This window comes from Gottfriedia luciferensis, assembly GCF_002156865.1.
GTDB classification, from domain to species: Bacteria; Bacillota; Bacilli; order Bacillales; family Bacillaceae_G; genus Gottfriedia; species Gottfriedia luciferensis.
This window is the reverse complement of sequence record NZ_NCTA01000001.1, coordinates 369492-394673: the sequence shown is the minus strand read 5'-3', so window position 1 is coordinate 394673 and position 25182 is coordinate 369492. Positions and strand designations below refer to the sequence as shown.

26 protein-coding genes, 1 rRNA gene, 1 pseudogene and 2 other annotated features are annotated in these 25182 nt (G+C 33.4%); of the genes and pseudogenes, 24 read left to right on the top strand and 4 right to left on the bottom strand.

Annotated elements, in window-relative coordinates; genetic code table 11:
- The first annotated feature begins 52 nt into the window (after positions 1-52).
- The 11 genes from rrf to rsmI all read left to right on the top strand — a co-directional run bounded on the left by rrf (position 53) and on the right by rsmI (position 7905).
- Positions 53-168: ribosomal RNA gene (rrf, locus tag B7R67_RS01980) — 5S ribosomal RNA — on the top strand.
- 454 nt (positions 169-622) lie between these two features.
- Positions 623-811: a sigma factor G inhibitor Gin gene (locus B7R67_RS01975; protein WP_235822060.1), complete on the top strand. Its 189-nt coding sequence runs from the start codon at positions 623-625 to the stop codon at positions 809-811.
- 242 nt (positions 812-1053) lie between these two features.
- Positions 1054-2472, top strand: coding sequence for an aminotransferase class I/II-fold pyridoxal phosphate-dependent enzyme (locus B7R67_RS01970; protein WP_088067056.1), 1419 nt, complete (start codon positions 1054-1056; stop codon positions 2470-2472).
- A gap of 11 nt (positions 2473-2483) precedes the next feature.
- Complete coding sequence (gene tmk, locus B7R67_RS01965) at positions 2484-3116, top strand: dTMP kinase (RefSeq protein ID WP_088067054.1); 633 nt, start codon at positions 2484-2486, stop codon at positions 3114-3116.
- 91 nt (positions 3117-3207) lie between these two features.
- The gene (locus tag B7R67_RS01960; protein ID WP_088067052.1) at positions 3208-3648 is read left to right on the top strand and encodes a YaaR family protein; all 441 of its coding nucleotides are present in this window, start codon (positions 3208-3210) and stop codon (positions 3646-3648) included.
- A 12-nt stretch (positions 3649-3660) separates the two neighbouring features.
- Positions 3661-4656 carry a DNA polymerase III subunit delta' gene (gene holB, locus B7R67_RS01955; RefSeq protein WP_088067050.1) on the top strand — a complete coding sequence of 332 codons (996 nt, stop codon included), beginning with the start codon at positions 3661-3663 and terminating at the stop codon, positions 4654-4656.
- 3 nt (positions 4657-4659) lie between these two features.
- The gene (locus B7R67_RS01950; protein ID WP_088067048.1) at positions 4660-5487 is read left to right on the top strand and encodes a PSP1 domain-containing protein; all 828 of its coding nucleotides are present in this window, start codon (positions 4660-4662) and stop codon (positions 5485-5487) included.
- Positions 5488-5499: 12 nt separating this feature from the next.
- Positions 5500-5859, top strand: a complete 360-nt coding sequence (gene yabA, locus B7R67_RS01945; RefSeq protein ID WP_142289503.1) for a DNA replication initiation control protein YabA — start codon at positions 5500-5502, stop codon at positions 5857-5859.
- Positions 5860-6040: 181 nt separating this feature from the next.
- Entirely contained in the window at positions 6041-6781 is a 741-nt protein-coding gene (locus tag B7R67_RS01940; RefSeq protein ID WP_088067046.1) for a tRNA1(Val) (adenine(37)-N6)-methyltransferase, read from the top strand.
- Entirely contained in the window at positions 6768-7058 is a 291-nt protein-coding gene (locus tag B7R67_RS01935; RefSeq protein ID WP_088067045.1) for a GIY-YIG nuclease family protein, read from the top strand. The genes B7R67_RS01940 and B7R67_RS01935 overlap by 14 nt, the downstream gene beginning before the upstream one ends.
- A complete protein-coding gene (rsmI, locus tag B7R67_RS01930; RefSeq protein ID WP_088067172.1) occupies positions 7030-7905 on the top strand; it encodes a 16S rRNA (cytidine(1402)-2'-O)-methyltransferase in 876 nt (291 codons plus the stop codon). The genes B7R67_RS01935 and rsmI overlap by 29 nt, the downstream gene beginning before the upstream one ends.
- A gap of 108 nt (positions 7906-8013) precedes the next feature.
- Here the strand turns inward: rsmI and B7R67_RS01925 are convergent, their stop codons facing one another.
- Positions 8014-8298, bottom strand: coding sequence for an AbrB/MazE/SpoVT family DNA-binding domain-containing protein (locus B7R67_RS01925; protein WP_088067044.1), 285 nt, complete (start codon positions 8296-8298; stop codon positions 8014-8016).
- A gap of 747 nt (positions 8299-9045) precedes the next feature.
- On the opposite strand from B7R67_RS01925, the gene B7R67_RS01920 reads away from it, so the two are divergent.
- From B7R67_RS01920 to B7R67_RS01865, 12 genes and pseudogenes are all read left to right on the top strand, one after another.
- Complete coding sequence (locus B7R67_RS01920) at positions 9046-9957, top strand: cation diffusion facilitator family transporter (protein ID WP_088067043.1); 912 nt, start codon at positions 9046-9048, stop codon at positions 9955-9957.
- Between the two features lie 40 nt (positions 9958-9997).
- On the top strand, positions 9998-12349 hold the full coding sequence (recJ, locus tag B7R67_RS01915) for a single-stranded-DNA-specific exonuclease RecJ (protein ID WP_088067041.1): 2352 nt from the start codon (positions 9998-10000) through the stop codon (positions 12347-12349).
- Positions 12349-12861 (top strand): adenine phosphoribosyltransferase, encoded by a 513-nt coding sequence (locus B7R67_RS01910; RefSeq protein ID WP_069035154.1) that lies wholly within the window; start codon positions 12349-12351, stop codon positions 12859-12861. The genes recJ and B7R67_RS01910 overlap by 1 nt, the downstream gene beginning before the upstream one ends.
- A 160-nt stretch (positions 12862-13021) precedes the next feature.
- Positions 13022-15217, top strand: coding sequence for a RelA/SpoT family protein (locus tag B7R67_RS01905; RefSeq protein WP_088067039.1), 2196 nt, complete (start codon positions 13022-13024; stop codon positions 15215-15217).
- 14 nt (positions 15218-15231) lie between these two features.
- Entirely contained in the window at positions 15232-15672 is a 441-nt protein-coding gene (dtd, locus tag B7R67_RS01900; protein ID WP_088067036.1) for a D-aminoacyl-tRNA deacylase, read from the top strand.
- Between the two features lie 204 nt (positions 15673-15876).
- A complete protein-coding gene (locus tag B7R67_RS21995; RefSeq protein WP_158095002.1) occupies positions 15877-16053 on the top strand; it encodes a hypothetical protein in 177 nt (58 codons plus the stop codon).
- A 499-nt stretch (positions 16054-16552) separates the two neighbouring features.
- Entirely contained in the window at positions 16553-16726 is a 174-nt protein-coding gene (locus B7R67_RS21990; protein ID WP_088067033.1) for a hypothetical protein, read from the top strand.
- 72 nt (positions 16727-16798) lie between these two features.
- Positions 16799-17027, top strand: a binding site (T-box leader).
- A 67-nt stretch (positions 17028-17094) separates the two neighbouring features.
- A pseudogene (locus tag B7R67_RS01885) lies at positions 17095-17310 on the top strand (ATP phosphoribosyltransferase regulatory subunit); the annotation flags it as partial.
- A 154-nt stretch (positions 17311-17464) separates the two neighbouring features.
- Positions 17465-17693 (top strand) — a binding site (T-box leader).
- A 67-nt stretch (positions 17694-17760) separates the two neighbouring features.
- Positions 17761-19026 (top strand): histidine--tRNA ligase, encoded by a 1266-nt coding sequence (gene hisS, locus B7R67_RS01880; RefSeq protein WP_088067031.1) that lies wholly within the window; start codon positions 17761-17763, stop codon positions 19024-19026.
- A 19-nt stretch (positions 19027-19045) separates the two neighbouring features.
- A complete protein-coding gene (gene aspS / locus B7R67_RS01875) occupies positions 19046-20815 on the top strand; it encodes an aspartate--tRNA ligase (RefSeq protein ID WP_088067029.1) in 1770 nt (589 codons plus the stop codon).
- A gap of 148 nt (positions 20816-20963) precedes the next feature.
- Positions 20964-21731, top strand: coding sequence for a tRNA threonylcarbamoyladenosine dehydratase (locus B7R67_RS01870; RefSeq protein WP_088067027.1), 768 nt, complete (start codon positions 20964-20966; stop codon positions 21729-21731).
- A 120-nt stretch (positions 21732-21851) separates the two neighbouring features.
- Complete coding sequence (locus B7R67_RS01865) at positions 21852-22094, top strand: hypothetical protein (protein ID WP_088067025.1); 243 nt, start codon at positions 21852-21854, stop codon at positions 22092-22094.
- A 45-nt stretch (positions 22095-22139) separates the two neighbouring features.
- On the opposite strand, the gene B7R67_RS01860 is transcribed toward B7R67_RS01865, so the two are convergent.
- Positions 22140-22352 (bottom strand): hypothetical protein, encoded by a 213-nt coding sequence (locus B7R67_RS01860; protein ID WP_088067024.1) that lies wholly within the window; start codon positions 22350-22352, stop codon positions 22140-22142.
- A gap of 93 nt (positions 22353-22445) precedes the next feature.
- Positions 22446-22856, bottom strand: coding sequence for a Myb-like DNA-binding domain-containing protein (locus B7R67_RS01855; protein ID WP_088067022.1), 411 nt, complete (start codon positions 22854-22856; stop codon positions 22446-22448).
- 123 nt (positions 22857-22979) lie between these two features.
- On the opposite strand from B7R67_RS01855, the gene B7R67_RS01850 reads away from it, so the two are divergent.
- Positions 22980-24278: a replication-associated recombination protein A gene (locus B7R67_RS01850; RefSeq protein WP_088067020.1), complete on the top strand. Its 1299-nt coding sequence runs from the start codon at positions 22980-22982 to the stop codon at positions 24276-24278.
- A gap of 206 nt (positions 24279-24484) precedes the next feature.
- On the opposite strand, the gene B7R67_RS01840 is transcribed toward B7R67_RS01850, so the two are convergent.
- Positions 24485-25120 carry a DUF2306 domain-containing protein gene (locus B7R67_RS01840; RefSeq protein WP_088067016.1) on the bottom strand — a complete coding sequence of 212 codons (636 nt, stop codon included), beginning with the start codon at positions 25118-25120 and terminating at the stop codon, positions 24485-24487.
- Positions 25121-25182 lie beyond the last annotated feature (62 nt).

Below are 25182 nucleotides of genomic sequence, written 5' to 3'. Positions count from 1 at the left end.
GTTTGATAATGACATTATCTAGTTTTGAGGGTACGAAGTACAACTCAATCAATCAGGTGATTATTGCGAAGAGGTCACACCCGTTCCCATACCGAACACGGCAGTTAAGCTCTTCAGCGTCGATGGTAGTTGGGGGTTTCCCCCTGTGAGAGTAGAACGTCGCCTGGTAAACAAAAACATCAGCTTATAGGCTGATGTTTTTTTGTATATCGATTAGTACGAACTTATTAATATATTGTTCTAAACTGTTAATTAAGAAGTGTAATATTCAGAGGTCAAATCCAACTCCTTTGAAATATAATTTGGAAGAAGTTCAATCTATTAATCTAGTTGAATTTGATTTGCCATTATTAGGGCTACAACACTAAAGAATAGTGATCAAAATATCTAATGAAGACTACAATTTATCAGTTATTAAGGGCGGGATTAGTTAATATACAGGGAAGTAGTATCGTTTTCTAAAAAAAATTCTAAATAAAGCACAAAATTAGAACTATTTTCATATATTACAGAAAAATAGGCTCTAAATTGTATAAAAAGTTTTAAATTTGCAAAACTAATTAATAAACGAAATTGTTTAATCAATAGTGTGCCGGAAAGACTATTACGAGGAGGAATAATAGTGAATGTATCAACAAAGTGTGTAGTTTGTGAAGAGAATAAAGAACAAGGTATTCATATTATCCAAGCATTTATTTGTGACGAATGCGAAAAGAAAATCGTAGCAACAGAAACGGATGCACCATTGTATCAATCATTTGTAGAAAAGCTAAAAAGTATAAATACAATTAAGGAAGAAATCGTAAATTAACAAGTAGTTTTATAAGTTGTAGTAAGTTAAAATAAAAGTACAAAATGAAGGACCGATTACCATATACGAGGTACCTCTACCATAATTAATTACTGTTTGGTCATTGTACATGACTAAGCCTTTAAGTAATGGAGAGAACTTGTAATGTAATCGGTCTTTCTATTTTCGATATTAAAAAACTTGATAAATTTAAGTAAACTTATATAGACAAACAATTAGTTTAAATTAAAGGAAGCGTTAAGATGAATAACATGCCATTGTTAGATGCACTGAAACAATTTGTTAACAAGGATACAATCTCATTTCATGTTCCAGGGCATAAAAATGGAAGCCATAACTTTATAAATGAGTTAGAATTACCAAATATATTGAAATACGACGTAACTGAATTAAATGGGTTAGATGATTTACATTATCCTTCAGAGTCAATTGAAGAAGCTCAAAAACTTTTAGCAAATGTATATAAGGCAGATGAGAGTTTCTTTCTAGTAAACGGTTCGACTGTCGGCAACTTAGCTTCTATTTTAGCTTTATGTGGCGAGAACGATGCAGTATTTGTTCAACGGAATTGTCACAAATCAATATTCCATGGGCTATTACTAGCAGGAGCAAAACCTATATTTTTACCACTTGATATTGATGAAGAATTGGGACAACCACTAGGAATCAATATTAACCAATCAATGAACATAATAAAGAACTATCCGAATGCTAAAGCAATGATCCTAACTAACCCTAACTATTATGGAATGTCTCAAAATTTAACGAATATAATTAATTTTGCTCACAATATGGGAATCCCTACAATAATTGATGAAGCTCACGGTGCACATTTTATTATTAGTAACGCTTTTCCTGATGACGCACTTTCCATGGGAGCAGATTTAGTCATCCAGTCTGCACATAAAACTTTGCCGGCAATGACGATGGGTTCTTACTTACATATAAAATCAAAGCTTGTTTCGAGTGAAAAAATAAGAGAAATGCTAAGAATGCTACAAAGCAGTAGTCCTTCCTATCCAATAATGGCATCGTTAGATTATGCAAGAAGCTTTGTTGAAGCATTTTCTTTAGAAAACGTTACAATGCTAATAAAAAACATTGATCAATTTATTAAACAAATTGAAGAAACATCTTGCTTAAAAGTTGTTACGACAAGTCATACACATTATAAGCAAGACCTATTAAAGTTAATTGTGAAAAGTACAAAAGGACACACCGGGAAACAATTACAAGAGCTATTTGAAAAAGAAGGCATCTATGTAGAACTTTCAGATTGGGGACATGTTCTTTTTATCTTACCTTTGGATGAAAAAGTGGATTATAGCGAACATATTACAAGATTAAAAAGAGCAACGAAAAATATGGTGCCTATTAAAAATAAATATCCTAAACTTACTGTTCCAAATTTTACAAGCACAGTTTTAAATAGCTATGCAGATTTAAAGAAGAAGAAGAAATTGATAAAAAATTTAGTGGATTCTGTAGGAGAAATTTCAGCAGAAAATATTGTTCCGTACCCACCGGGCGTTCCCATTTTATTAAAAGGTGAAATGATAACGAAAGATCATGTTAACTATATTATGGATATTCATCAATACGGAATGACAATTCAAAACTTAATTGAAAATAAAAATATACAAATTGAAGTATTAATTTAGGAGGAAATAGGTTGAACTCATTATTTATTACATTTGAAGGACCAGAGGGCGCAGGAAAAACAACCATCATCAATATGATTGCAGAGGAGCTTCGTAAAAGAGGTGTAAATTTTATCTCTACACGTGAACCAGGTGGTATTCGTATCGCAGAAAGCATAAGAAATATCATTCTAAATACTGAAAATATAGAGATGGATGAACGTACGGAGGCATTATTGTATGCTGCAGCAAGAAGACAACATTTGGCAGAAAAAGTAATCCCTGCCTTAGAGGAAGGAAAAATTGTTCTTTGCGATCGATTTGTCGATAGTTCACTTGCATATCAAGGCGTTGGTAGAGGTATTGGTATAGATGAAATTTATCAGATTAACCAATTTGCGATAAACGGATTAATGCCTAATCTAACAATTTACTTTGATTTAGACCCAAAAGTTGGACTAGAGAGGGTTCACAAATCTGAAGAGAGAGAAGTTAATCGATTGGATTTAGAGGAGTTGGATTTTCATATAAAAGTTCAAAGTGGATATGCAGAAATCATGAAGAGAGAACCAGAACGTTTTAAACGAGTAGATGCGTCTAATTCGATTGAAGATGTTTATAATGATACATTACAAGTTATTTTAGAAAAGATTGGTGAAATTTAATTCTTACCAATAAATGAATACATGACCAATTAAATTGGTGAACTGGTATAATAGAAATAATATAAGATTGGTACTTAACGGAGGTTCTTAAGTGAAAATCGATCAAAACTTAGTAGCCAAATTAAATAGTGAACGAAAAGATATACGTCAAACTCAAACCAATTCAGTTAATTTCCAAACTTTAGTGAGATCGAATGCATCAAAGCTACAAATTGAGCAATTAAATCGCTTAATAGGGGAAATAGAGGCTCAAGGAGAAAGATTAGCTAAAGGAAAAAATTTAAGAGACTTAGCTAAATTTAAGCAATTAGTAAAACGGTTTTTAAAGGAAACTGTTGATTTTGGGATGGAAGTATCTGAGGAAATAAGTTGGGGTGCTGGAGGTTCTATGTCTTCATTGCAGTTAGTTAAGTTAATTGATGAAAAATTAATCGAGTTAACGGATGATCTAATGAAGAATGAAAGTGAAAGCATTCACCTATTAAATACAATCGGAGAAATTAAAGGGTTATTAATAAATTTATATACATGAGTAGGTGTAAACATGAAAACATCTTGGGAGGAACTAACCGAGCGTCAGCCAGTTGCGTCAAAAATGTTAAAAAATGCAATAGTAAAAGACAGGGTGGCTCATGCTTATTTATTTGAGGGCCCAAGAGGAACTGGTAAAAGAGAGCTTGCATTGTACTATACAAAAGTATTACTATGTGAGAATGTAAAAGAAGCAACACCTTGTGGAACTTGTCGTAATTGCAAACGTGTTGATTCAGGTAATCATCCAAATGTTTACTTAATCGAACCTGAGGAAGCTTCTATAAAGAAACAACAAATACAGCAATTACAAGAAGAATTCTCAAAAACTGCTGTTGAATCAAATCGAAAAATTTATATTATAGACCATGCAGATCGAATGACAACAAATGCAGCAAATTCATTATTAAAGTTTTTAGAAGAACCTGTCTCAATTACAACAGCATTTTTGTTAACAGAACAAGTTCAGCAAATTTTGCCTACGATTCAGTCACGATGTCAGTCAATTCATTTTAACCCATTACCGACAAAATTTTTTGAGGAACATTTAAATCGTATTAATATACAACCACATCTAATCCCTTTATTAGCAAGAATCACAAATAGTGAGTCACTTGCAGTACAGATAGTTGAAGAAGAATGGTTTGCACAAGCTAGAGATTTAGTGATAGAATTATATGAAGCATTAGTAACTACAAAAAAAGATAGTCTTCTAGTCATTCAACAAAATGTTTCTCGTCAATTTGATAAGAAGGAACAGTTACAGATGATGCTTGATATGCTTGTATTAGCCTTTAAAGATATGTTATATATATATGCTGAACAAGATCTTAATGTTGTTTTTAAAAATGAAGAATCATTAATGAGGCAAGCGTTAAATCGTTTTTCTTTAGAAAAAATAACAACTTGTTTAGAAATAATACTTGATGCAAAAAAACGATTAACATCAAACGCAAATATGTTATTGGTTTTAGAGCAAATGATAATAGAGCTACAGGAGGGATTGTAGGTTGTGTACGAAGTAGTCGGAGTACGTTTTAAAAAAGCTGGTAAAATCTATTATTTCGACCCAAATGGATTAGCAATCCCCAAAGATACTTTTGTCATCGTTGAAACGGTGAGAGGGATTGAATTTGGAAAAGTAGTTGTATCAAACAAAAAGGTCGGAGAAAATGACGTAGTCCTTCCATTAAAAAAAGTCATGCGATTAGCAGATGAGCATGATCGTACGATTGTTGAAGAAAATAAGCAATCAGCTAAAGAAGCTTACGAAGTTTGTTCTAGTAAAGTTATGCAACATGAGCTAGATATGAAATTAGTTGATGTCGAATATACGTTTGATCGAAACAAAGTCATCTTTTATTTTACAGCAGATGGCAGAATAGATTTTAGAGAGTTAGTAAAGGATTTAGCAGCGGTATTCCGTACTCGTATTGAGTTAAGACAAATAGGAGTGCGTGACGAAGCTAAAATGCTCGGTGGAATAGGACCATGTGGTAGAATGTTGTGTTGTTCAACGTTTTTAGGTGATTTTGAGCCTGTATCAATTAAAATGGCTAAAGATCAAAACCTTTCACTTAATCCTGCGAAAATTTCAGGACTATGTGGCCGATTAATGTGCTGCTTAAAATATGAAAATGATGAATATGAGGCAGCAAAAGAACAGCTACCAGACTTAGAGGATATTATTGAGACTGCAGAAGGTCCTGGAAGAGTAGTAGGATTAAACATCTTAGAACGAGTTATTCAAGTAGAATTGATCAAAAAAGAACGCGTTGTGGAGTATACCCTTGATGATTTAATTCATGAGGGAGTCGTTTCAATACAAACCACAGATTAAGAGGTGGTAAGATTGGACAAGAAGAATATATTCTTATCTCTATCCAATATGGAAGAACAAATTCAAGATTTATCAACACAGCTTAGTGACTTAAAACAGTATATTGCTGAGCTTCTAGAAGAAAACCACTATACGAAAATTGAGAATGATCATTTACGTCAGCGACTAGGTCTTGATAAACGTATAGAAGAAAAAGAACAAATAAAAGACTCAAAGAAGAAAAAGGTTCAAAAAGATAAGGATCTTGGAGAAGGCTATGATAATCTAGCAAGACTTTACCAAGAAGGCTTCCATATTTGTAATCTTCATTATGGAAGTGTCCGTCATGACGAGGACTGTCTGTTTTGTTTATCCTTCTTTGATAAAAAGTAATGTTAGGCTATTCCAGAAGAAGCGAACGATTACCTTTTTAGAAAACAACAATTGTTTTTATAGGGTAATTAGACGTATTTTCAATCGGAATAGCTTCTTTTTATGTTTTGTTTTACTTAATAACCGAACGATTAGGTTAAGATAAAAAGATAATAAATGGTGAGAAAGTTGAAAGGAATTAATTATGCTTAAAGGTGACGAACGCTTAGATTACTTATTAACTGATGATATGAGGATTATTCAAAGCCCATCTGTTTTTTCATTTTCTTTAGATGCAGTCCTTTTATCAAATTTTACATATGTACCGATTCAAAAAGGTACGATTGTTGATTTATGCTCAGGCAATGGAGTGATACCATTGATGCTTCATCGTAGATCCAATGCAAATATAGTTGGTGTAGAAATACAAGAGCGATTATACGATATGGCAAAAAGAAGTATTGAATATAACAAACTAGACCAAAAAATATCGATGATTCATGACGATTTAAAAAATGCTCCTTCTAAAATAGGAAGGGAATTTGTAGATGTTGTTACTTGTAATCCACCATATTTTCAAGATATTCCGACTTCAGAACAAAACGTAAATGAGCATTATGCAATAGCAAGACACGAGATAAAAACAAATTTAGAAGAAGTAATCAATGCGAGTAAGCAACTTTTAAAGCATGGTGGAAAACTGGCAATGGTACATCGCCCAGGTAGACTTTTGGATATCGTTACGACAATGAGGAAGCATGGTATTGAACCAAAACGAATTCAATTTGTTTACCCGAAAATGGGGAAAGAAGCTAATACACTCTTAATCGAGGGGATAAAAGGTGGAAAAGCAGACTTGAAAATACTTCCGCCAATTTACGTATACGAAGAAAATAACGAGTATACAACTGAATTACAGGAAATTCTATATGGAAAAAAGTAAACACTATTTATATGTATTAGAATGCTCCGATGCAACTTATTACGCGGGCTATACATCAGATATCGAACGAAGATTAAAACAACATAATGATGGAAAAGGTGCAAAATATACAAGAGGAAGAACTCCTGTAAAGTGTATCTATCACGAAGAGTACCAAACTAAGAAAGAAGCTTTGCAAGCAGAATATGCATTTAAGCAATTATCAAGACAAAATAAAGAACGTTATATGAGAGAAGGAACGATCAATGATAAAAAGCCAAAAGAGCTTTTTAAATGAAGAACTAGGCTGTCTTTATTTAATACCAACACCTATTGGTAATTTAGAAGATATGACATTTAGAGCGGTAAGAATACTAAAAGAAGTAGATTATATTGCAGCAGAAGATACTCGTAATTCTAAAAAGCTCTGCAACCATTTTGAAATAACTACTCCTTTAGTAAGCTATCATGAACATAATAAGGAAAAGGCTGGGTTAAAAATTGTAGAGGATTTGAAAAAAGGATTAAAAGTAGGCTTAGTAAGTGATGCGGGTATGCCTTGTATTAATGATCCTGGATATGAACTCGTACAACTTTGTTTAGAAGAAGGAATTTCAGTCATTCCTTTACCCGGTGCGAATGCAGCTCTAACATCTCTAATATCTTCTGGGCTGCCAACTGATTCTTTTTTATACATAGGGTTTCTATCGCGTCAAAAAAAGGATAAGAAAAAACAACTTGAGCCATTAAAAGGACAACGTAACACCGTACTTTTATACGAATCACCACACCGATTAAAAGAAACATTACAAGTTATTTTAGAAGTATTAGGTGATAGAAAAATTGTATTATGTAGAGAGTTAACAAAAAAGTTCGAAGAGTTTTTACGTGGAACAGTTAGCGATGCAATAGACTGGGCAACGAACGAAGAGGTACGAGGAGAATTTGTCATTGTTTTAGAAGGTGCTTCTGAAGAAGAAGCAAAAAACCAAGAAGAATGTTGGTGGGAAGCACTCACTATTAATCAACATGTCGATTGGTATATAAATGAAAAAAATGAAACAAGTAAAGAAGCAATAAAACTTGTCGCAAAAGACCGTTCTCTAAATAAAAGAGATGTTTATGCGGAATATCATGAAATTTAAACTAGTGTAAAAAATGAAGTAAGGCTGTCTGATTTATATGAAATTCTCTTTCATTTTTACTGATTAATTTACTAAGAGAATGCAACTAAATTAGGCAGCCTCTTCAATTTAATTATTATCAGTTATAAATTGTTCAATTTCAAATTTTAAAAGTTCTGCTCCTTTTTTACTTAAAACAATTTTACCATCAGCAACTTCAAGATTATTTTTAGATATCTCTCCAGTCATCATACAAGTCATATTTGGTTCATATTTTTTTAGGATAATTCGATCATCTTGAACAAATATTTCAAGTGTGTCTCTTTCTGTGATGTTAAGTGTTCTTCGAAGTTCAATTGGGATTACTACACGGCCAAGCTCGTCTACCTTTCGGACAATTCCCGTAGATTTCATAATTAGTCCTCCTATATAAATATTTATTAAAATAGATCATCTGTAGGTCTAGTAATAGAGCTACAGAATGCTCATAATGACTAAATGGGTTAATAGATCAGAAAATATATGTATATTTAAGAGAAATAATAGAAATAGATGTTACTATTGTGTAAAATTTAACTTATAAAATAAGTATGATTTTGTAGTAAAAAGATGGAATATGCAGATAACTCATTTTTCATTTTATAATGAAAAGCAAAATCATGCGAATAATTTAGTGTCAATATTTAGAATTTATTAAAGGAGGAGTTCCGGTAATGAGTAATAAAACTTTTTATATCACAACCCAAAGGTTATAAATCATTTTTCTAATGTTCAATTAATGACCTTTTTTCATATTTACCGATAGGTATTTCAACACTTTTAAAAAATTTTTTCAATCATTAATAGATGCGACCTGTTGATTTCCACTACAGTTTGCATGCGTAAGAGCAGGAACAAGGAAATGCAGGATCAAGGGGAAAGTGAAAGGAAAAGCTATTAACCAATCTATTTTTCAACTCTCTGAAAAAAGTATAAGCATTTGCTTATATTTTTTAGTTTTAGATTAATTCCAAATTGAAGATACTAATAAAATGTGTTATAAGAATGTTTTGGGCTAAAAATACGATCCTTTTGTAGGAGGAAAAGAGGATTGTTTCTACGGAAGCGTTCGGCCTGGTGTATATTTTAGTTGAGTTAGAAAATAGGAAGTAGGTAAAGCATATGAATCAAGAAGAGCGTTATAAAGAAGCCAAGAAAGGGGCTTATATTGGGATATATGGAAATTTACTTCTTGCGGTCGTAAAACTGATTATAGGATACATAGGTAACAGTAAGGCATTAATAGCCGATGCAGTGCATTCTGCTTCAGATGTAGTAGGTTCAGTGGCAGTGTTATTTGGTTTAAGAGCCGCTAAGTTACCACCAGATGAAGACCATCCTTACGGTCACGGGAAGGCTGAATCGATTGCAGCAATTATTGTGGCTGTTCTTTTGTTTATTGTTGGGATTGAAATTGGAAAATCCTCGATTAGTTCATTTTTTAAACCTGTCCATGCACCCGAACTAATTGCATTAGTAGCAGCATTTATTTCGATATTTTTAAAAGAATGGATGTTTCGATACAAATATGCATTAGGTAAAAGACTAAATAGTGATGCGATCATTGCAAATGCGTATGAACATCGCTCAGACGTATACTCCTCAGGAGCAGCAATGATTGGGATCGGGATTGCACTTCTAGGAACTAAGTTTAATATGCCTATCCTTTTGTATGCAGATCCTGCTGCGGGCCTCGTTGTTGCGATTATGATTTTAAAAATGGCGTGGGATATTGGCGCGGAATCAATCCATACAACATTGGATCATGTCTTACATGAAGAAGAAATTGAACCTTATAAGGAAATCGTTAGATCTATTGAAGGTGTAAAAGAAATTAATACGCTTTATGCTAGAGAACACGGGTATTATGTCATTATTGATATTAAAGTTTCCGTTGATCCTTATATTACGGTTGAAGAAGGACATAGAATCGGTAAAAATGTAAAAGCAAAGTTGATGGAGCAAAAGGATGTCGAAAATGTATTTGTCCATATTAATCCATATAATGATAAAAATAACTCTTTCATCCAATAAGTTTACTTTAGTATAATAGTACAGTTAGGGGTGAAGAGTTTTGTTAAAGTCAAAAGCACGCTGGAAAACGAAATTATCGAATGAACAAAATGAACAGTTACTAAGTAATGAATTACAGATATCCCCTCTATTAGCAAAACTACTTGTTACTCGTGGGCTTACTACAGTTGAAGCAGCAAGTAAGTTTTTATATGAAGAACAAATGAGTTTTCATGACCCGTTTTTATTAGAGGGTATGGACATTGCAATTGACAGAGTATTTCAAGCGATAGAAGAAAATGAAAAAATATTAATCTTTGGAGATTATGATGCAGATGGAGTTAGTAGTACCTCTGTATTATATTTGACATTAATTGAATTAGAAGCAAAAGTGGACTTTTATATACCGAATCGTTTTACTGAAGGTTATGGACCAAATAAGAATGCATTTAAATGGGCAAAAGAACAAGGATATTCATTAGTTATTACAGTAGATACAGGAATTTCTGCAGCTGAAGAAGTTAACTATGCAAATGAATTAGGTATGGATATTATTATTACAGACCATCATGAACCGCCTGAAGAATTGCCAAATGCATTGGCTATTATTCATCCAAAACTTAGTCCAAGCTATCCTTTTAAAGAGCTAGCAGGTGTAGGAGTTGTCTTTAAATTTGCTTCTGCATTATTAGGTCATGAACCTGAAGAATATATGGAACTAGTTGCAATCGGTACAGTAGCAGATTTAGTACCATTAGTTGATGAAAACCGTTTAATTGTAAAAAAAGGCGTAAGACAATTAAAACAAACGAATCGTGAAGGTATAAGAGCATTATTAGAAATTAGCGGTACAGCGCCAGATTCAATAAATGAAGAAACGATTGGTTTTGCAATTGGACCTAGAATTAATGCTGTTGGTCGACTTGGTGATGCGAAGCCGGCAGTTGATCTTGTTTTGGAAACTAATCGAGATCTTGCAAAGTCTAGAGCAGAACAAATTGAATTATTAAATAGAGAACGCCAAGAGTTAGTATCGACAATGACAGATGAGGCGATAAAACAAGTAAACGAGCTTGATTCGTCTTGTTCCAATAAAGTAATTATCGTAGCAAAAGAAGGATGGAATGCAGGAGTAGTTGGGATTGTTGCTTCAAAATTAGTTGATCGTTTTTATAAACCTGTTATTGTGTTAAGTATTGATCGGGAAAAAGGGATTGCTAAAGGGTCTGCTAGAAGTATTGAAGGATTTTCACTATTTGAGAATTTAACAAAGTGTAAAGATATTTTACCTCATTTTGGTGGTCACACACTTGCAGCAGGGATGACTTTGGCAATTGAAGATGTTGAGCAATTAAGACATCGATTAAATGAGTATGCTGATCAAATTATGACGGATGAAGACTTTATACCGTTAAAAGAGGTAGACTTACAGTGCCAAGCAAGTGACGTTTCGATCTCATTTATAAATGAATTAAATATGCTAGCACCGTTTGGGATGCATAATCCAAAACCTGTTTTAGAAATACAAGAGGTAGATGCTCTTAACATAAAACAAATCGGAAACGAAGGTACCCATTTAAAAGCTCAACTAAAAGAGGATGTTACATTACTGGATGCAGTAGGATTTGGATTTGGACATATTGCAAATGAAATTGCTAGTGGATCTAAAGTATCATGCTTAGGAATGGCATCAATTAATGAATGGAATGGGAAACGAAAACCACAATTAATGATCCAAGATATTAAAGTGAATCATTGGCAATTATTTGATCTAAGAGGTCAAGAGCCACATCGTTTAACTTTACCTTCTAGTGAAGAGAAATTTATATTTTTACATCAAGCATCAAATGATTATCAAAACTTAAAAACAAAATATCCAGTTTCTAAGTTTAATTCATATGAAGATGTTCTAAATTTAGATATTGATATCCAAAATAATTATGTAATCTTGCTTGATTTACCTGGAACAGAAAATGATTTAAAACATGTTTTTCGTAACGGATTATCAGAACGAATCTACTTAGTATTTAATCAAGATGAATTACATTTCTTTTCACCAATTCCGAGTAGAGAAAGCTTTAAAAAATATTATTCAATTTTAGCAAACACCAATCCATTTGACATGAACTTGTATGAAATGGCATTATGTCGTAAGATGGGATGGAAAAAAGAACAAGTAGATTTTATGACAAAGGTGTTTTTTGATCTAGAATTTGTTACAATAGAGGATGGAAAAATTCGTTTGTTACCACAAACTGAGAAGAAAGATCTCTCTTTATCGAATACGTATGCAAAAAAATTAGCTAGTATTGAACTAGAACGTTTGTTTCTGTACTCAAAATGTGATGAATTAACTACATTTTTTCAAAATATGAAAAGTCATTTTTACGAAAATGGGGAGGCACTTATTTAATGAATTTGAAAGATTATATAACGATTGTACCAGACTGGCCAAAAGAAGGCGTTCAGTTTAAAGATATTTCATCATTAATGAATGATGGTAAAGCATATAAAGAAGCAACAGATCAAATTGTCGCTTATGCGAAAGAAAAAGATGTTGATTTAGTTGTTGGACCTGAGGCCCGTGGATTCATTGTTGGTTGCCCAATTTCTTACGCTTTAGAAATCGGTTTTGCACCAGTACGTAAACCAGGTAAATTACCTCGTGAAGTAATTAGCTACAACTATGATTTAGAATATGGTACTAATACATTAACAATGCATAAGGATGCAATTAAACCAGGTCAACGTATACTAATCACTGATGACTTATTAGCAACTGGTGGTACGATTGAAGCAACAATTAAACTTGTTGAAGAACTTGGTGGAATTGTAGTAGGTATTGCTTTCCTAATCGAGCTTTCTTACTTAGAAGGTCGTAAAAAATTAGAAGGCTATGATATATTTACACTAATGACTTATTAATTTTTAACATAATATAATGTTAGATAATCGGGTACTCTGAGTAATCAGAGTGCTCTTTTTCTATCAAAAACTGCAAAAAAAAATGAATTTTGACGACTCATGCTTTACAAAAAACGAAATATTCACGATAATAAAAGAAATAATGATTTAAGGTGATTAAATGGCTACTGAGCAAGTTTTGACAGCAGAACAAGTTTTAGAGCAAGCGTCCCATTATTTAAAAGATGATGATGTGGCGTTTATTAAACGTGCTTATGAATATGCTCGTGACGCACATAGTGAGCAGTTTCGTAAGTCAGGTGAACCATATATAATTCATCCTGTTCAAGTAGCAGGTATACTTGTTGGCTTAGAGATGGATGCAACAACCATTAGTGCAGGTTTTCTTCATGATGTTGTAGAGGATACTGATGTATCGAAAGAAGACTTAGAAAACCAATTCGGCAAAGAAGTTTCAATGCTTGTAGATGGTGTTACAAAGTTAGGTAAAATTAAGTTTAAATCGAAGGAAGAACAGCAAGCTGAAAACCATCGTAAAATGTTCGTAGCGATGGCACAGGACTTGAGAGTAATATTAATCAAATTAGCCGATCGCCTTCATAATATGAGAACGTTAAAACATTTACCTCAAGAAAAGCGTATGCGAATTGCAAATGAAACACTAGAAATATTTGCACCTTTAGCTCATCGATTAGGGATTAGTAAAGTTAAATGGGAGCTTGAAGATACAGCGTTACGCTATTTAAACCCTCAACAATACTATCGTATAGTAAACTTAATGAAGCGAAAAAGAGCAGAACGCGAACAATATTTAGAAGAGGTTATTAACGAAATCTCGACTCAACTTGAAGACGTCGAAATTAAAACAGAAATTTCTGGACGTCCTAAGCATATATATAGTATTTATCATAAAATGGCTAAACAAAATAAACAATTTAACGAAATTTATGACTTACTAGCTGTTCGTGTAATTGTTAATAGCATTAAAGATTGTTATGCTGTTTTAGGTGTAATTCATACGTGTTGGAAACCAATGCCAGGTCGTTTTAAAGATTATATAGCGATGCCAAAAGCAAATTTATATCAATCTCTTCATACAACTGTAATTGGTCCAAAAGGTGAGCCGCTTGAAGTGCAAATTCGAACGAAGGAAATGCATCAAATTGCTGAGTACGGGGTTGCAGCGCATTGGGCATATAAAGAAGATGATGCAAATCTACCGTCACAGAAAACTCTTGAAAATAAATTAAGTTGGTTCCGTGAAATTATAGAATGGCAAGATAATTCTACTAACGCAGAAGAATTCATGGAATCAGTCAAAATGGATTTATTCTCAGATATGGTTTTCGTATTTACACCTAAAGGTGATGTGTTTGAATTACCACTTGGATCTGTTCCAATCGATTTTGCATACCGAATTCACTCTGAAATCGGGAATAAAACAATTGGTTCAAAAGTTAATGGGAAAATGGTACCACTTGATTATAAACTTAAAACAGGTGATATCGTTGAGATCATGACTTCAAAACATTCATATGGTCCTAGCCAAGACTGGTTAAAGGTAGCTCAATCTTCACATGCTAAAAATAAAATTCGTCAATACTTCAAAAAGCAGAGAAGAGAAGAGAATGTTGAAAAAGGTAAGGAATTAGTTGAAAAAGAGATTAAAGCTTTAGAATGTGATTTAAAAGAAGTTTTAACGTCTGAAAATTTAAAACGTGTTGCTGAGAAGTTTAATTTCTCTAATGCAGAAGATATGTATGCAGCTGTTGGATATAACGGCATTACTGCCACACAGATTGCTCACCGTTTAACAGATAAATTCCGTAAACGAACTGAAGTTGAGTTAGAAGAACGTTTAAAAGAACTATCTACGGACCTTAAAAAAGCTCCTTCTCGACGTAAAGATGCAGGTATTTCAGTAAAAGGTGTAGATAATTTATTAATTCGTTTATCAAAATGTTGTACCCCGGTACCTGGTGATGATATTGTTGGTTACATCACAAAAGGAAGAGGAGTTTCAGTTCATAGAAGCGATTGCATTAACATGTTAAACGATAGTGAAGAAGACCGTTTTATCGAAGTTGAATGGGAAGAAAGCCCAACATTTGAACGTGATTATAATGTTGATATCGAAATCTTTGGCTACGATCGTCGTGGTCTATTAAATGAAGTGCTTTCTGTTGTAAATGAAACAAAAACAAATATTTCTTCAGTAACAGGGAAAAATGATCGAAATAAAATGGCAACTATAACAATGAGTTTGTCGATTCGTAATATAAATCACCTGCAAAAAGTAGTGGATAAGGTTAAACAAATTCCAGATATCTATTCTGTGAGACGAATTTTCCACTAATAGGAGGTGCCATCATGAAAGTATTATTACAGCGTACAAAAGAAGCAAAGGTCGTCGTTGATGGACAAGTAGTAGGTCAAATACCTAAAGGATTATTATTGCTAGTTGGAATTACCCATGAGGACACATTAGAAGATGTTAAATATTGCGCAGATAAAGCTGTTAATCTAAGAATTTTTGAAGATGAAAATGGGAAAATGAACTTATCATTAAATGAAGTCGGTGGTCAGATTCTATCCGTTTCACAGTTCACTTTATATGGTGACACAAGAAAAGGAAGACGCCCAAGTTTCACAGATGCAGCAAAACCAGAAATGGCAAACGGATTATATGAGCAATTTAATTCATATTTACGTGAACAAGGATACGAAGTACAAACTGGTATTTTTGGAGCAGATATGGATGTGACTTTTACCAACTGGGGTCCAATTACGATCATGATTGAAAGTAAATAAATGATAAATTAATTACTACCTCCTTTTTAATAAAAGGGGGTATATTTTTTTGTACAGTAAGAAAGTATAAAATGTTGAAAATAAGCCACTGTCTCAGCCCATAGGAGAGTTTTCTTTATATGAGTAATTTTTTAAAATAATGACTTCTTCTAACGAATATAATGAGTATACGGATTCTTACAAAGAAGCAGGGGAGGTAACTAGATGGACATCATTACAATCATTTTAATCCTCATTGCTGGTGTAATTTTGTTTACAATCCTCAAAAGTTTCTTTAAAGCAATCATATTCGTAATCTGTATAATCATTGTGTATTATGGGATAATGCATTTTATTGATGGTTCCGTAGAAAGTTTTCAATCAACATTAAAATTATTTTAGTGAGCCATGGGAGACCATGGTTTTTTTTTTTTTGTTTGACTCTGTTAATAAAAAGAATATTGATTTCCAATCCGGGATCAAAGTCTAGTTTTAGGGTACTTTTCTTAGATTGAACGAACTCTTTCAGGCTACGCCCTGTATCACTAGTCTTTTTTGATTAAGCTCATATTCATGTCTGTTAATGTAATTATTTATTTTATAAAACAAATTTTGAAAAAGATTTTAACGAATTTGAAGAATACACTATTTAAAGACGTTGATTGGAGTGGAAGGTGGGAGACTCCTATGGGAGTAGCGGGAAGGGTGAGACCCCGCAGGCTTGCCGAGGAGGCTAAAGCCTCACGCCCCATGGAAAGCGAGCATCCTGGAACGGAAATCATCAATATTGATTTTTTACAATTTTTTAGTTCTCATCAAGTAACTTTTTTTAAGTTTGTTGTTTACCTCTTAATGTATTTGGACATCCTATATAACAACATACTTGGAAGGAGACTGCATCATGAGAATAAACAATCGCAATAGTCTAGGATCAGGTAGAAAAGGTGTCTTAAATATGGATTTTCACGAATTTCAAACGAGAGGCCAAGAGACTAATTCTTTAGAAGTTGCAAGTGAATTTGGACTTACTTTAAGAGAAGTACGTGATTTAAAGAGACAGTTAGAACGTTCGTAAAAAATTTATTAACTGTTCTTGACAATTATTGTATCCGAACGTAAGATATTAAATAACATATTTATACATAGTAAGATTCCATTGACGGAGAAAAGTAAGATAGAATCGCTTGGAGAGAGAGGAAATGCCGTGGCTGAGAGTATTTCCACAAGTTGACTATTTGAAAGACACTCCTGAGGCTTTATTCTGAACGATTTTTCTAGTAAGGATAAACGTAATCGGCGTTAACGATGAAAGTGGGAGAACAGTTATTGTTCTTCAATTAGGGTGGCACCACGGGCTTATAACTCTCGTCCCTACTGATTTTATTTCAGTAGGTACGAGGGTTTTTTGTATTTATTAAGGTTTATTATTTAGGAGGATTTACAATGTCGATTAATATTCCAAGAGGTACACAGGATATTTTACCTGGTACGGTTGAAAAATGGCAATATATTGAAAAGTTTGCAAAAGACCTATGCAAGCGAAACAACTATCATGAAATTCGTACTCCAATGTTTGAACATACTGAATTATTTCAACGAGGAGTTGGGGATACAACGGATATCGTTCAAAAAGAAATGTATACATTTACAGACCGCGGAGATCAGATCGGAAGAGCACACGAACTCCAGTCACAGTGGTCAATCTCGTATGCCGTCTTTTTTACAGTTAGAACGTTCGTAAAAAATTTATTAACTGTTCTTGACAATTATTGTATCCGAACGTAAGATATTAAATAACATATTTATACATAGTAAGATTCCATTGACGGAGAAAAGTAAGATAGAATCGCTTGGAGAGAGAGGAAATGCCGTGGCTGAGAGTATTTCCACAAGTTGACTATTTGAAAGACACTCCTGAGGCTTTATTCTGAACGATTTTTCTAGTAAGGATAAACGTAATCGGCGTTAACGATGAAAGTGGGAGAACAGTTATTGTTCTTCAATTAGGGTGGCACCACGGGCTTATAACTCTCGTCCCTACTGATTTTATTTCAGTAGGTACGAGGGTTTTTTGTATTTATTAAGGTTTATTATTTAGGAGGATTTACAATGTCGATTAATATTCCAAGAGGTACACAGGATATTTTACCTGGTACGGTTGAAAAATGGCAATATATTGAAAAGTTTGCAAAAGACCTATGCAAGCGAAACAACTATCATGAAATTCGTACTCCAATGTTTGAACATACTGAATTATTTCAACGAGGAGTTGGGGATACAACGGATATCGTTCAAAAAGAAATGTATACATTTACAGACCGCGGAGATCGTCAATTAACTTTACGTCCAGAAGGAACTGCATCAATCGCGCGTTCTTATGTTGAACATAAAATGTTCGGAAATAGTAATCAACCTACAAAGTTATATTATATTGGTCCAATGTTCCGCTATGAGCGTCCACAAGCAGGTCGCTATCGTCAATTCGTACAATTTGGTATTGAAGCATTAGGAAGTAATGATCCTTCAATTGATGCCGAAGTATTGGCACTTTCGATGGATTTATACAGAGGACTTGGTTTAAAAAATGTAAAGTTAGTTCTTAATAGTTTAGGTGATTTAGAAAGCCGTAAAGCACACCGTGAAGCGCTAGTAAATCACTTTAAACCTGTTGCACATGAGTTATGTGGTGATTGTAATAAACGCTTAGAATCAAATCCTCTACGCGTGTTAGATTGTAAAAAGGATCATGATCATCCTTCAATGAAAACTGCACCTTCAATTTTAGAGTATCTAAACGAAGAATCTGTAAACTATTTTGAAGCTGTTCAAGCATATTTAGCTGCTATGAAAATTCCATTTGAAATTGATGCGAATTTAGTACGTGGATTAGATTATTATAATCACACAGTCTTTGAAATCATGTTAGAAGGAAAAGGCTTCGGTACAATCTCAACACTTAGTGGCGGTGGTCGCTATAACGGACTGGTTGAAGAAATTGGTGGTCCAGATACACCAGGTATTGGTTTTGCATTAAGTATCGAGCGATTATTATTAGCGTTAGAAACAGAAGGAATTGAACTTCCGATCCAACAAGAAATGGATGTATTCTTAATTGCACTTGGAGATGAAGTTAAAAAAGAAGCAACAGCTATTTTATATCAATTACGTAAAGCTGGTCTAGTTTGTGAAAAAGATTATCAAAATCGTAAAATTAAAGCGCAATTTAAAGCTGCTGAACGATATAAAGCAAAATATGTTGCAGTTCTAGGTGAGGATGAATTATCTAGAGGTGTAATTAATTTAAAAAATCAGGAAACTGGTGTACAAGAAGAAGTTGCATTAGACATTTTTGTAAAATACGTAAGCTCTAAATAAATAATTGGGGGAACTGAAAATGGAACAGCGAACGCATCTATGTGGAGAATTAAGAGAATCACATATTGGTCAAAGTGTAACACTTAAAGGTTGGGTACAAAAAAGACGTGATTTAGGTGGATTAATTTTTATTGATTTACGTGACCGTACAGGACTTGTACAAATTGTGTTTAATCCTGAAACTTCAGGTGAAGCATTAACATTAGCAGAAACTGTACGTAATGAATTTATCCTTCATGTACATGGTAAAGTAGTATCTCGTGGAGAAGGTACTGTTAATACAAATCTTGCAACTGGTGCAATTGAAGTATCTGTTGAAAAGCTTGAAATTATTAACAAGGCTAAGAACCCTCCATTTGCGATTGAAAACAAAACAGAAGTTGCAGAAGACCTTCGTTTAAAATATCGTTATTTAGACTTACGTCGTCCAGTTATGTATGACACATTTAAATTACGTTCAAAAATTACAAAATCAATTCGTGATTTCTTAGATGGTGAAGACTTCTTAGAAGTTGAAACACCAATCTTAACGAAGAGTACACCAGAGGGAGCTCGTGACTATTTAGTACCTAGCCGTGTACATCCAGGTGAGTTTTATGCCTTACCTCAATCACCACAAATTTTTAAACAGTTATTAATGGTATCAGGTTTTGAACGTTATTTCCAAATTGCTCGTTGTTTCCGTGACGAAGATTTACGTGCTGACCGTCAACCAGAATTCACTCAAATAGACATTGAAACGAGTTTCCTTTCTCAAGAGGAAATTATGGAAATGACTGAAAGAATGATGGTTAAAATGATGAAGGAAACAAAAGGTGTAGATTTAGTAACACCACTTCCTCGCATGAGTTATGAAGAAGCAATGAACCGTTACGGATCGGATAAACCAGATACTCGTTTTGGATTAGAGTTAATTGACGTATCTTCATTTGCAAAAGAAAGTGGATTTAAAGTATTCACTTCTGCAGTAGAAAATGGTGGCCAAGTAAAATGTTTAAATGTAAAAGGTCAAGCAGCGAATTATTCTCGTAAAGACATCGATGGTCTTCAAGAGTATGCTGGCCGTTACGGAGCAAAGGGTCTTGCTTGGTTAAAGCTTGAAGAAGATGGCTTCAAAGGACCAATCGCTAAGTTCTTTAGCGAAGAAGAGTTTGCTACTTTAAAATTAGCTGTTGAAGCGGAAGTAGGGGACTTAATTTTATTTGTAGCTTCTGATGCTACAGTAGTTGCAAATAGTTTAGGGGCACTTCGTTTAAAACTAGGAAAAGACTTAGACTTAATTGATCAATCTAAATTCAATTTCTTATGGGTTACTGATTGGCCACTACTTGAGTATGATGCTGATTTAGATCGTTATTTTGCAGCTCATCATCCATTTACATCGCCAGTTCGTGAAGATATTGCGAAATTAGATACTGATCCTGGTAGTGTAAAAGCTCAAGCATATGACTTAGTATTAAATGGATACGAACTTGGTGGTGGATCTGTACGTATTTACGAAAGAGATGTACAAGAGAAAATGTTCAAATGTTTAGGATTCTCTGAGGAAGAAGCTACAGCACAATTTGGTTTCTTAATGGAAGCATTTGAATATGGAACTCCACCACATGGAGGAATTGCATTAGGCTTAGACCGTATTGTCATGTTACTTTCAGGTCGCTCTAATTTACGTGACACGATTGCTTTCCCTAAAACAGCATCAGCAAGTTGCTTATTAACAAATGCACCTAGTCCAGTTTCTGGTGCACAATTAGAAGAATTAGCGTTAAAAACAACTGTAGAAGAGTAAAATAAAGAGGAAGGGTGAGAGAATGAATTTCTTAATCCTTTCCTTTTTCTTTTTAATGGTGTTTTTTTCAATTAAGCTTGATGAAAATAGCTTATATCGTGTATATTTAAAGCATTGTATTCTGATTAAGATAGTGGGAGTTGAATAAATGTTACACCAATTTTCTCGTAATGAGCTTGCATTTGGTAAAGCAGGTTTAGAGCGATTACAAAACAGTACGGTTGCTATTTTAGGTATTGGAGGAGTTGGCTCATTTTCAGCGGAAGCATTAGCACGTTCTGGAGTTGGCCGTTTAATACTAGTTGATAAAGATGTGATTGACATCACAAATGTTAATAGACAAATTCATGCATTATTATCTACAGTTGGAGAACCAAAAGTAGAAATGATGAAACAACGTATTCTTGAGATTAATCCTGAGTGTGAAGTAATTACACATAGAATGTTTTATACTGAAGAGACGTTTGAAAAGTTTTTCGAAATTCCATTAGACTTTGTAGTTGATGCTTCTGATACAATTACATATAAAATTCACTTAATTAAAGAGTGTCGTCGTCGTGGTATTCCAATTATTTCTAGCATGGGTGCTGCAAATAAAATGGATCCAACGCGATTTAGAATTGCTGATATTTCGAAAACAACTCACGATCCAATTGCTAAGGTTATTCGTACGAAACTTCGTAAAGAAGGTATTCATAAAGGGGTAACTGTTGTTTATTCAGATGAAAGTCCAATTGTAATCCGTGAAGATATCCGTAAAGAAATCGTTCCAGATGAAAATACAAAAATTCGAAAAGCAAAAATGCCACCTTCTTCAAATGCGTTTGTACCATCAGTTGCTGGCTTAATTGCAGCGAGCCACGTTGTACGTGAATTAATAAATGATATAGAAATTAAGCGAGTTGGTAGAGAATAACAAGTAACAGGCATATCTCAAATGAATGCCATCGTTTGCTAAAAGTATGACTGTAGGAATTAATTTCCTACAGTTTTTTTATTTATAAATGCAGAAACTACCTTCAATAGGAGGTGTTTGATGGTGAATAAAACCTTAAAAGTATTTTGTACTTTCGGAATATCTTTCATGCTATTAACAGCATGTAGTGGAAACAATATGGAAAAAGATCGAACGCAGCATAAAGTGGATAATTTATCAAATCGATTAAATGTTATGTATAAAAAGAAAAATAATGTAGTTAAGAAAAAAGGTAAAATAGGCAAAGACGGTGTAGTAAATGATGAGGAATCGAGAAAAATGAATAAAAGAAAGCCCCAGTAATCTTTAATAAAGAACCCCCAAGATTTTTTATTCTTGGGGGTTCATTTACATTGATAAATCGTTCTTTTTTTGTTGTTTACGTTTACGTAAAAATTTTCGACCGATGATCGAAACAGCTAACAGTACGATAACTAGGAGTAAAATTTGAGTATATGTTAAGTTGAAGTATTTAGCACCTGTAATAATTAGAAGTGTAGAGAATGTACCTTTAACGATAAAGAAAATAATAATCCATAAACCGCCTTTTTTCCAATTCATTTCTATTGCTCCTTACTATTGCTAAGCTATTTATTATTCAATTATACAATAGTACAGGTCTACAAAATATGTGAAAGTTTTACGGTATTATGTCTAAAGCGAGTCAATCGCTAAATTTTTTAATACTTTTTGTTTTTGTTGAATTGTATTTTTTAAATTGGTTAATCTTTCGTTGAGTTCTGCATTTTTTATTTTTAATTTATAAATATTTTCTTTTAATTTGATGTTTTGCTCTGACATATGATCAAAATTTATTAAATATTGAATGATTGTATCTAGATTTATTTCAAACTGTGCGACTTTATTTATTTCTTTTTCCTCAAAGTGTTGGCTTTTTGTTAGTATGCGATATCTTGAAGCACATGCAGCTTTTGTACGATTAACAATATTGGCTACCATTTCAAATGCCTCTTGCTTTGATTTTCCTTTTTTTACGTATTTTTCAACTAGTTCGATTAATGTATTTTCATCCTCTTGTGACCACTTTGTTTTTTGAGCATTCATTTATTACTCACCTACTTATCTTCATCTAATCTTATCTTCACCAAAATATTTTTATTGAAGATGAAAAATGTTTCCAATTCATTTACAATAGAAAAAAGAGTTTGTTATAAAGGAGGGTGAAAAATGAGTCATGAACCTCTAGCATACCGTATGAGACCAAGAACGATAGACGAATTGATCGGTCAAGAGAAGATAATCGGTAAAGAATCTGCTTTGTATCGTTTAATACATAATGGGCGAGTTCCTTCAATGTTAATACATGGGGAGCCAGGTATCGGTAAAACGTCTTTTGCCTATGCAATTGCTGGTACCGTAGATAAAAGATTTGTAACCGTCAATGCGACTACTTCAGGTAAAAAAGAACTTGAAGATATCGTTCATGAAGCAAAAATGTTCGGTGAAATCATCTTATTTGCAGATGAAATCCATCGTTGGTCTAAGCTACAACAGGATTATTTATTATCTTATGTAGAAAGTGGATTTATTACTTTAATTGGCGCAACAACTGAAAATCCTTATCACGACGTCAATAGTGCGATTAGAAGTCGTTGTAATCATATTTTAAAATTAGACCCACTTTTACCGAAGCATATATTTAAATTACTAGATAAAGCGTTAAGAGATGAAGACAGAGGCTTAGGTAATTTACAAATTCAAATTTCGGAAGAGCAAATATTGAAAATTGCCCACGGAGTGAATGGTGACGCTAGATCCTCTTTAAATATACTGGAATCGATTGTTTACGGGTCACCAAAGGAATCGGACGGAACGATTATAGTACAAGATGAAATTATCGATGAATTTCTACGTTCAAAAGGATTTAATCATGATAAAAATGGAGATTTTCATTATGATACATTGTCAGGATTTCAAAAAAGTATTCGTGGAAGTGATGTGAATGCAGCACTATATTATTTGGCGAGACTCATTGAAGCCGGTGATTTAACAAGTATTATACGTAGGCTCTTAGTTATTGCTTACGAGGATATCGGTTTAGCCGGTGATCCATGGAAGGTTGTATTAGCCTGTGAAGCTGCAAAACAAGTTGGTTTTCCTGAAGCAAGAATTATTCTATCAAATACGGTAATTGAACTATGCTTATCATCAAAATCTAATTCTAGTGTTACATCAATCGATCGAGCTTTAAGTGACGTAAGAAGCGGATTACATGATGATATCCCTTCACATTTGAAGGATAGCCATTATGCAGGGGCAAAAGATATGGGACATGGAATTGGTTATATCTATCCACATGATCATCCACTAGGTAATTTTGGTGGATGGGTAAATCAACAATACTTACCAGATCGACTTGTTAATCAAGTTTATTACAAACCAAAAGAAGCTGGAAGTGAAAAACGATACGGGGCCATTTTTGAAAAGCTCCAACAGTTCAAAAAAGAACAGAATAGGGAAAATTAAAAGATATTTAAAGAAATTGATTGGAGTGGAAGGTGCGAAGACTCCTATGGGAGTAGCGGGAAGGGTGAGACCCCGCAGGCTTGCCGAGGAGGCTCAGCTCACGCCCCATGGAAAGCGAGCATCCTGGAACGGAAATCAATCATCTTTTTCAGAGTTAAAAGAGAAGATGTTTAAGTAAAGTATGCTTAAATCATCTTCTCTTTTTATTAAGATTTGCTCTTTTTATTTAAAATTCCCCATTCAACAATGATAAAATTAACGATCAATCCTACCCAAATATTGACATTAAGTACGTCTTCAATCATTCCCTCTCTACCACCAGGGAGATGAAATCCATTTAATAAAGAGTAAGTTAAAAGTAAAATCGGCACAACTATTCTACCAGTAATCGCAACTAAAGTTATTCCAAAACTTCTAATCAGCCATTTACGATGGTCTACAAAATTTTTCTTTCTTGCACTATCAATACCTTTCCAAGTAGTAAAAAGCCATAATATCGTTAATACGAGAAAAGAAATAGCTTTTGAAAAATTATCAACATAAAAAATAACGATAATCGCAAATAATGCGCTTATGTTAATGCTATAAAAGTAGATTCTACCAGTTAATTTATGTATCCGATCATTATTTTTCCTTATGCTTTTTCCAAATTGTAAAAAACCAGCAATTAAAGCAATGAATGCAAAAAAGATATGTGCAATTAGTGCAGGAAATTGAATCGTAGTAGAAAATATAGCGATTCTGCTATGATCTGGGTTAAATAAAAAATAAGGAGCCATAAATGGAATAATGACAATGAGAGAAATGATAAATAAAATCCACCAACTTTTTTTCCTATTCATGTTTAACAATCCACCTTTTTGAGTAGTTATTACTTATGACTTTAATCGTAACAAGTTAATGT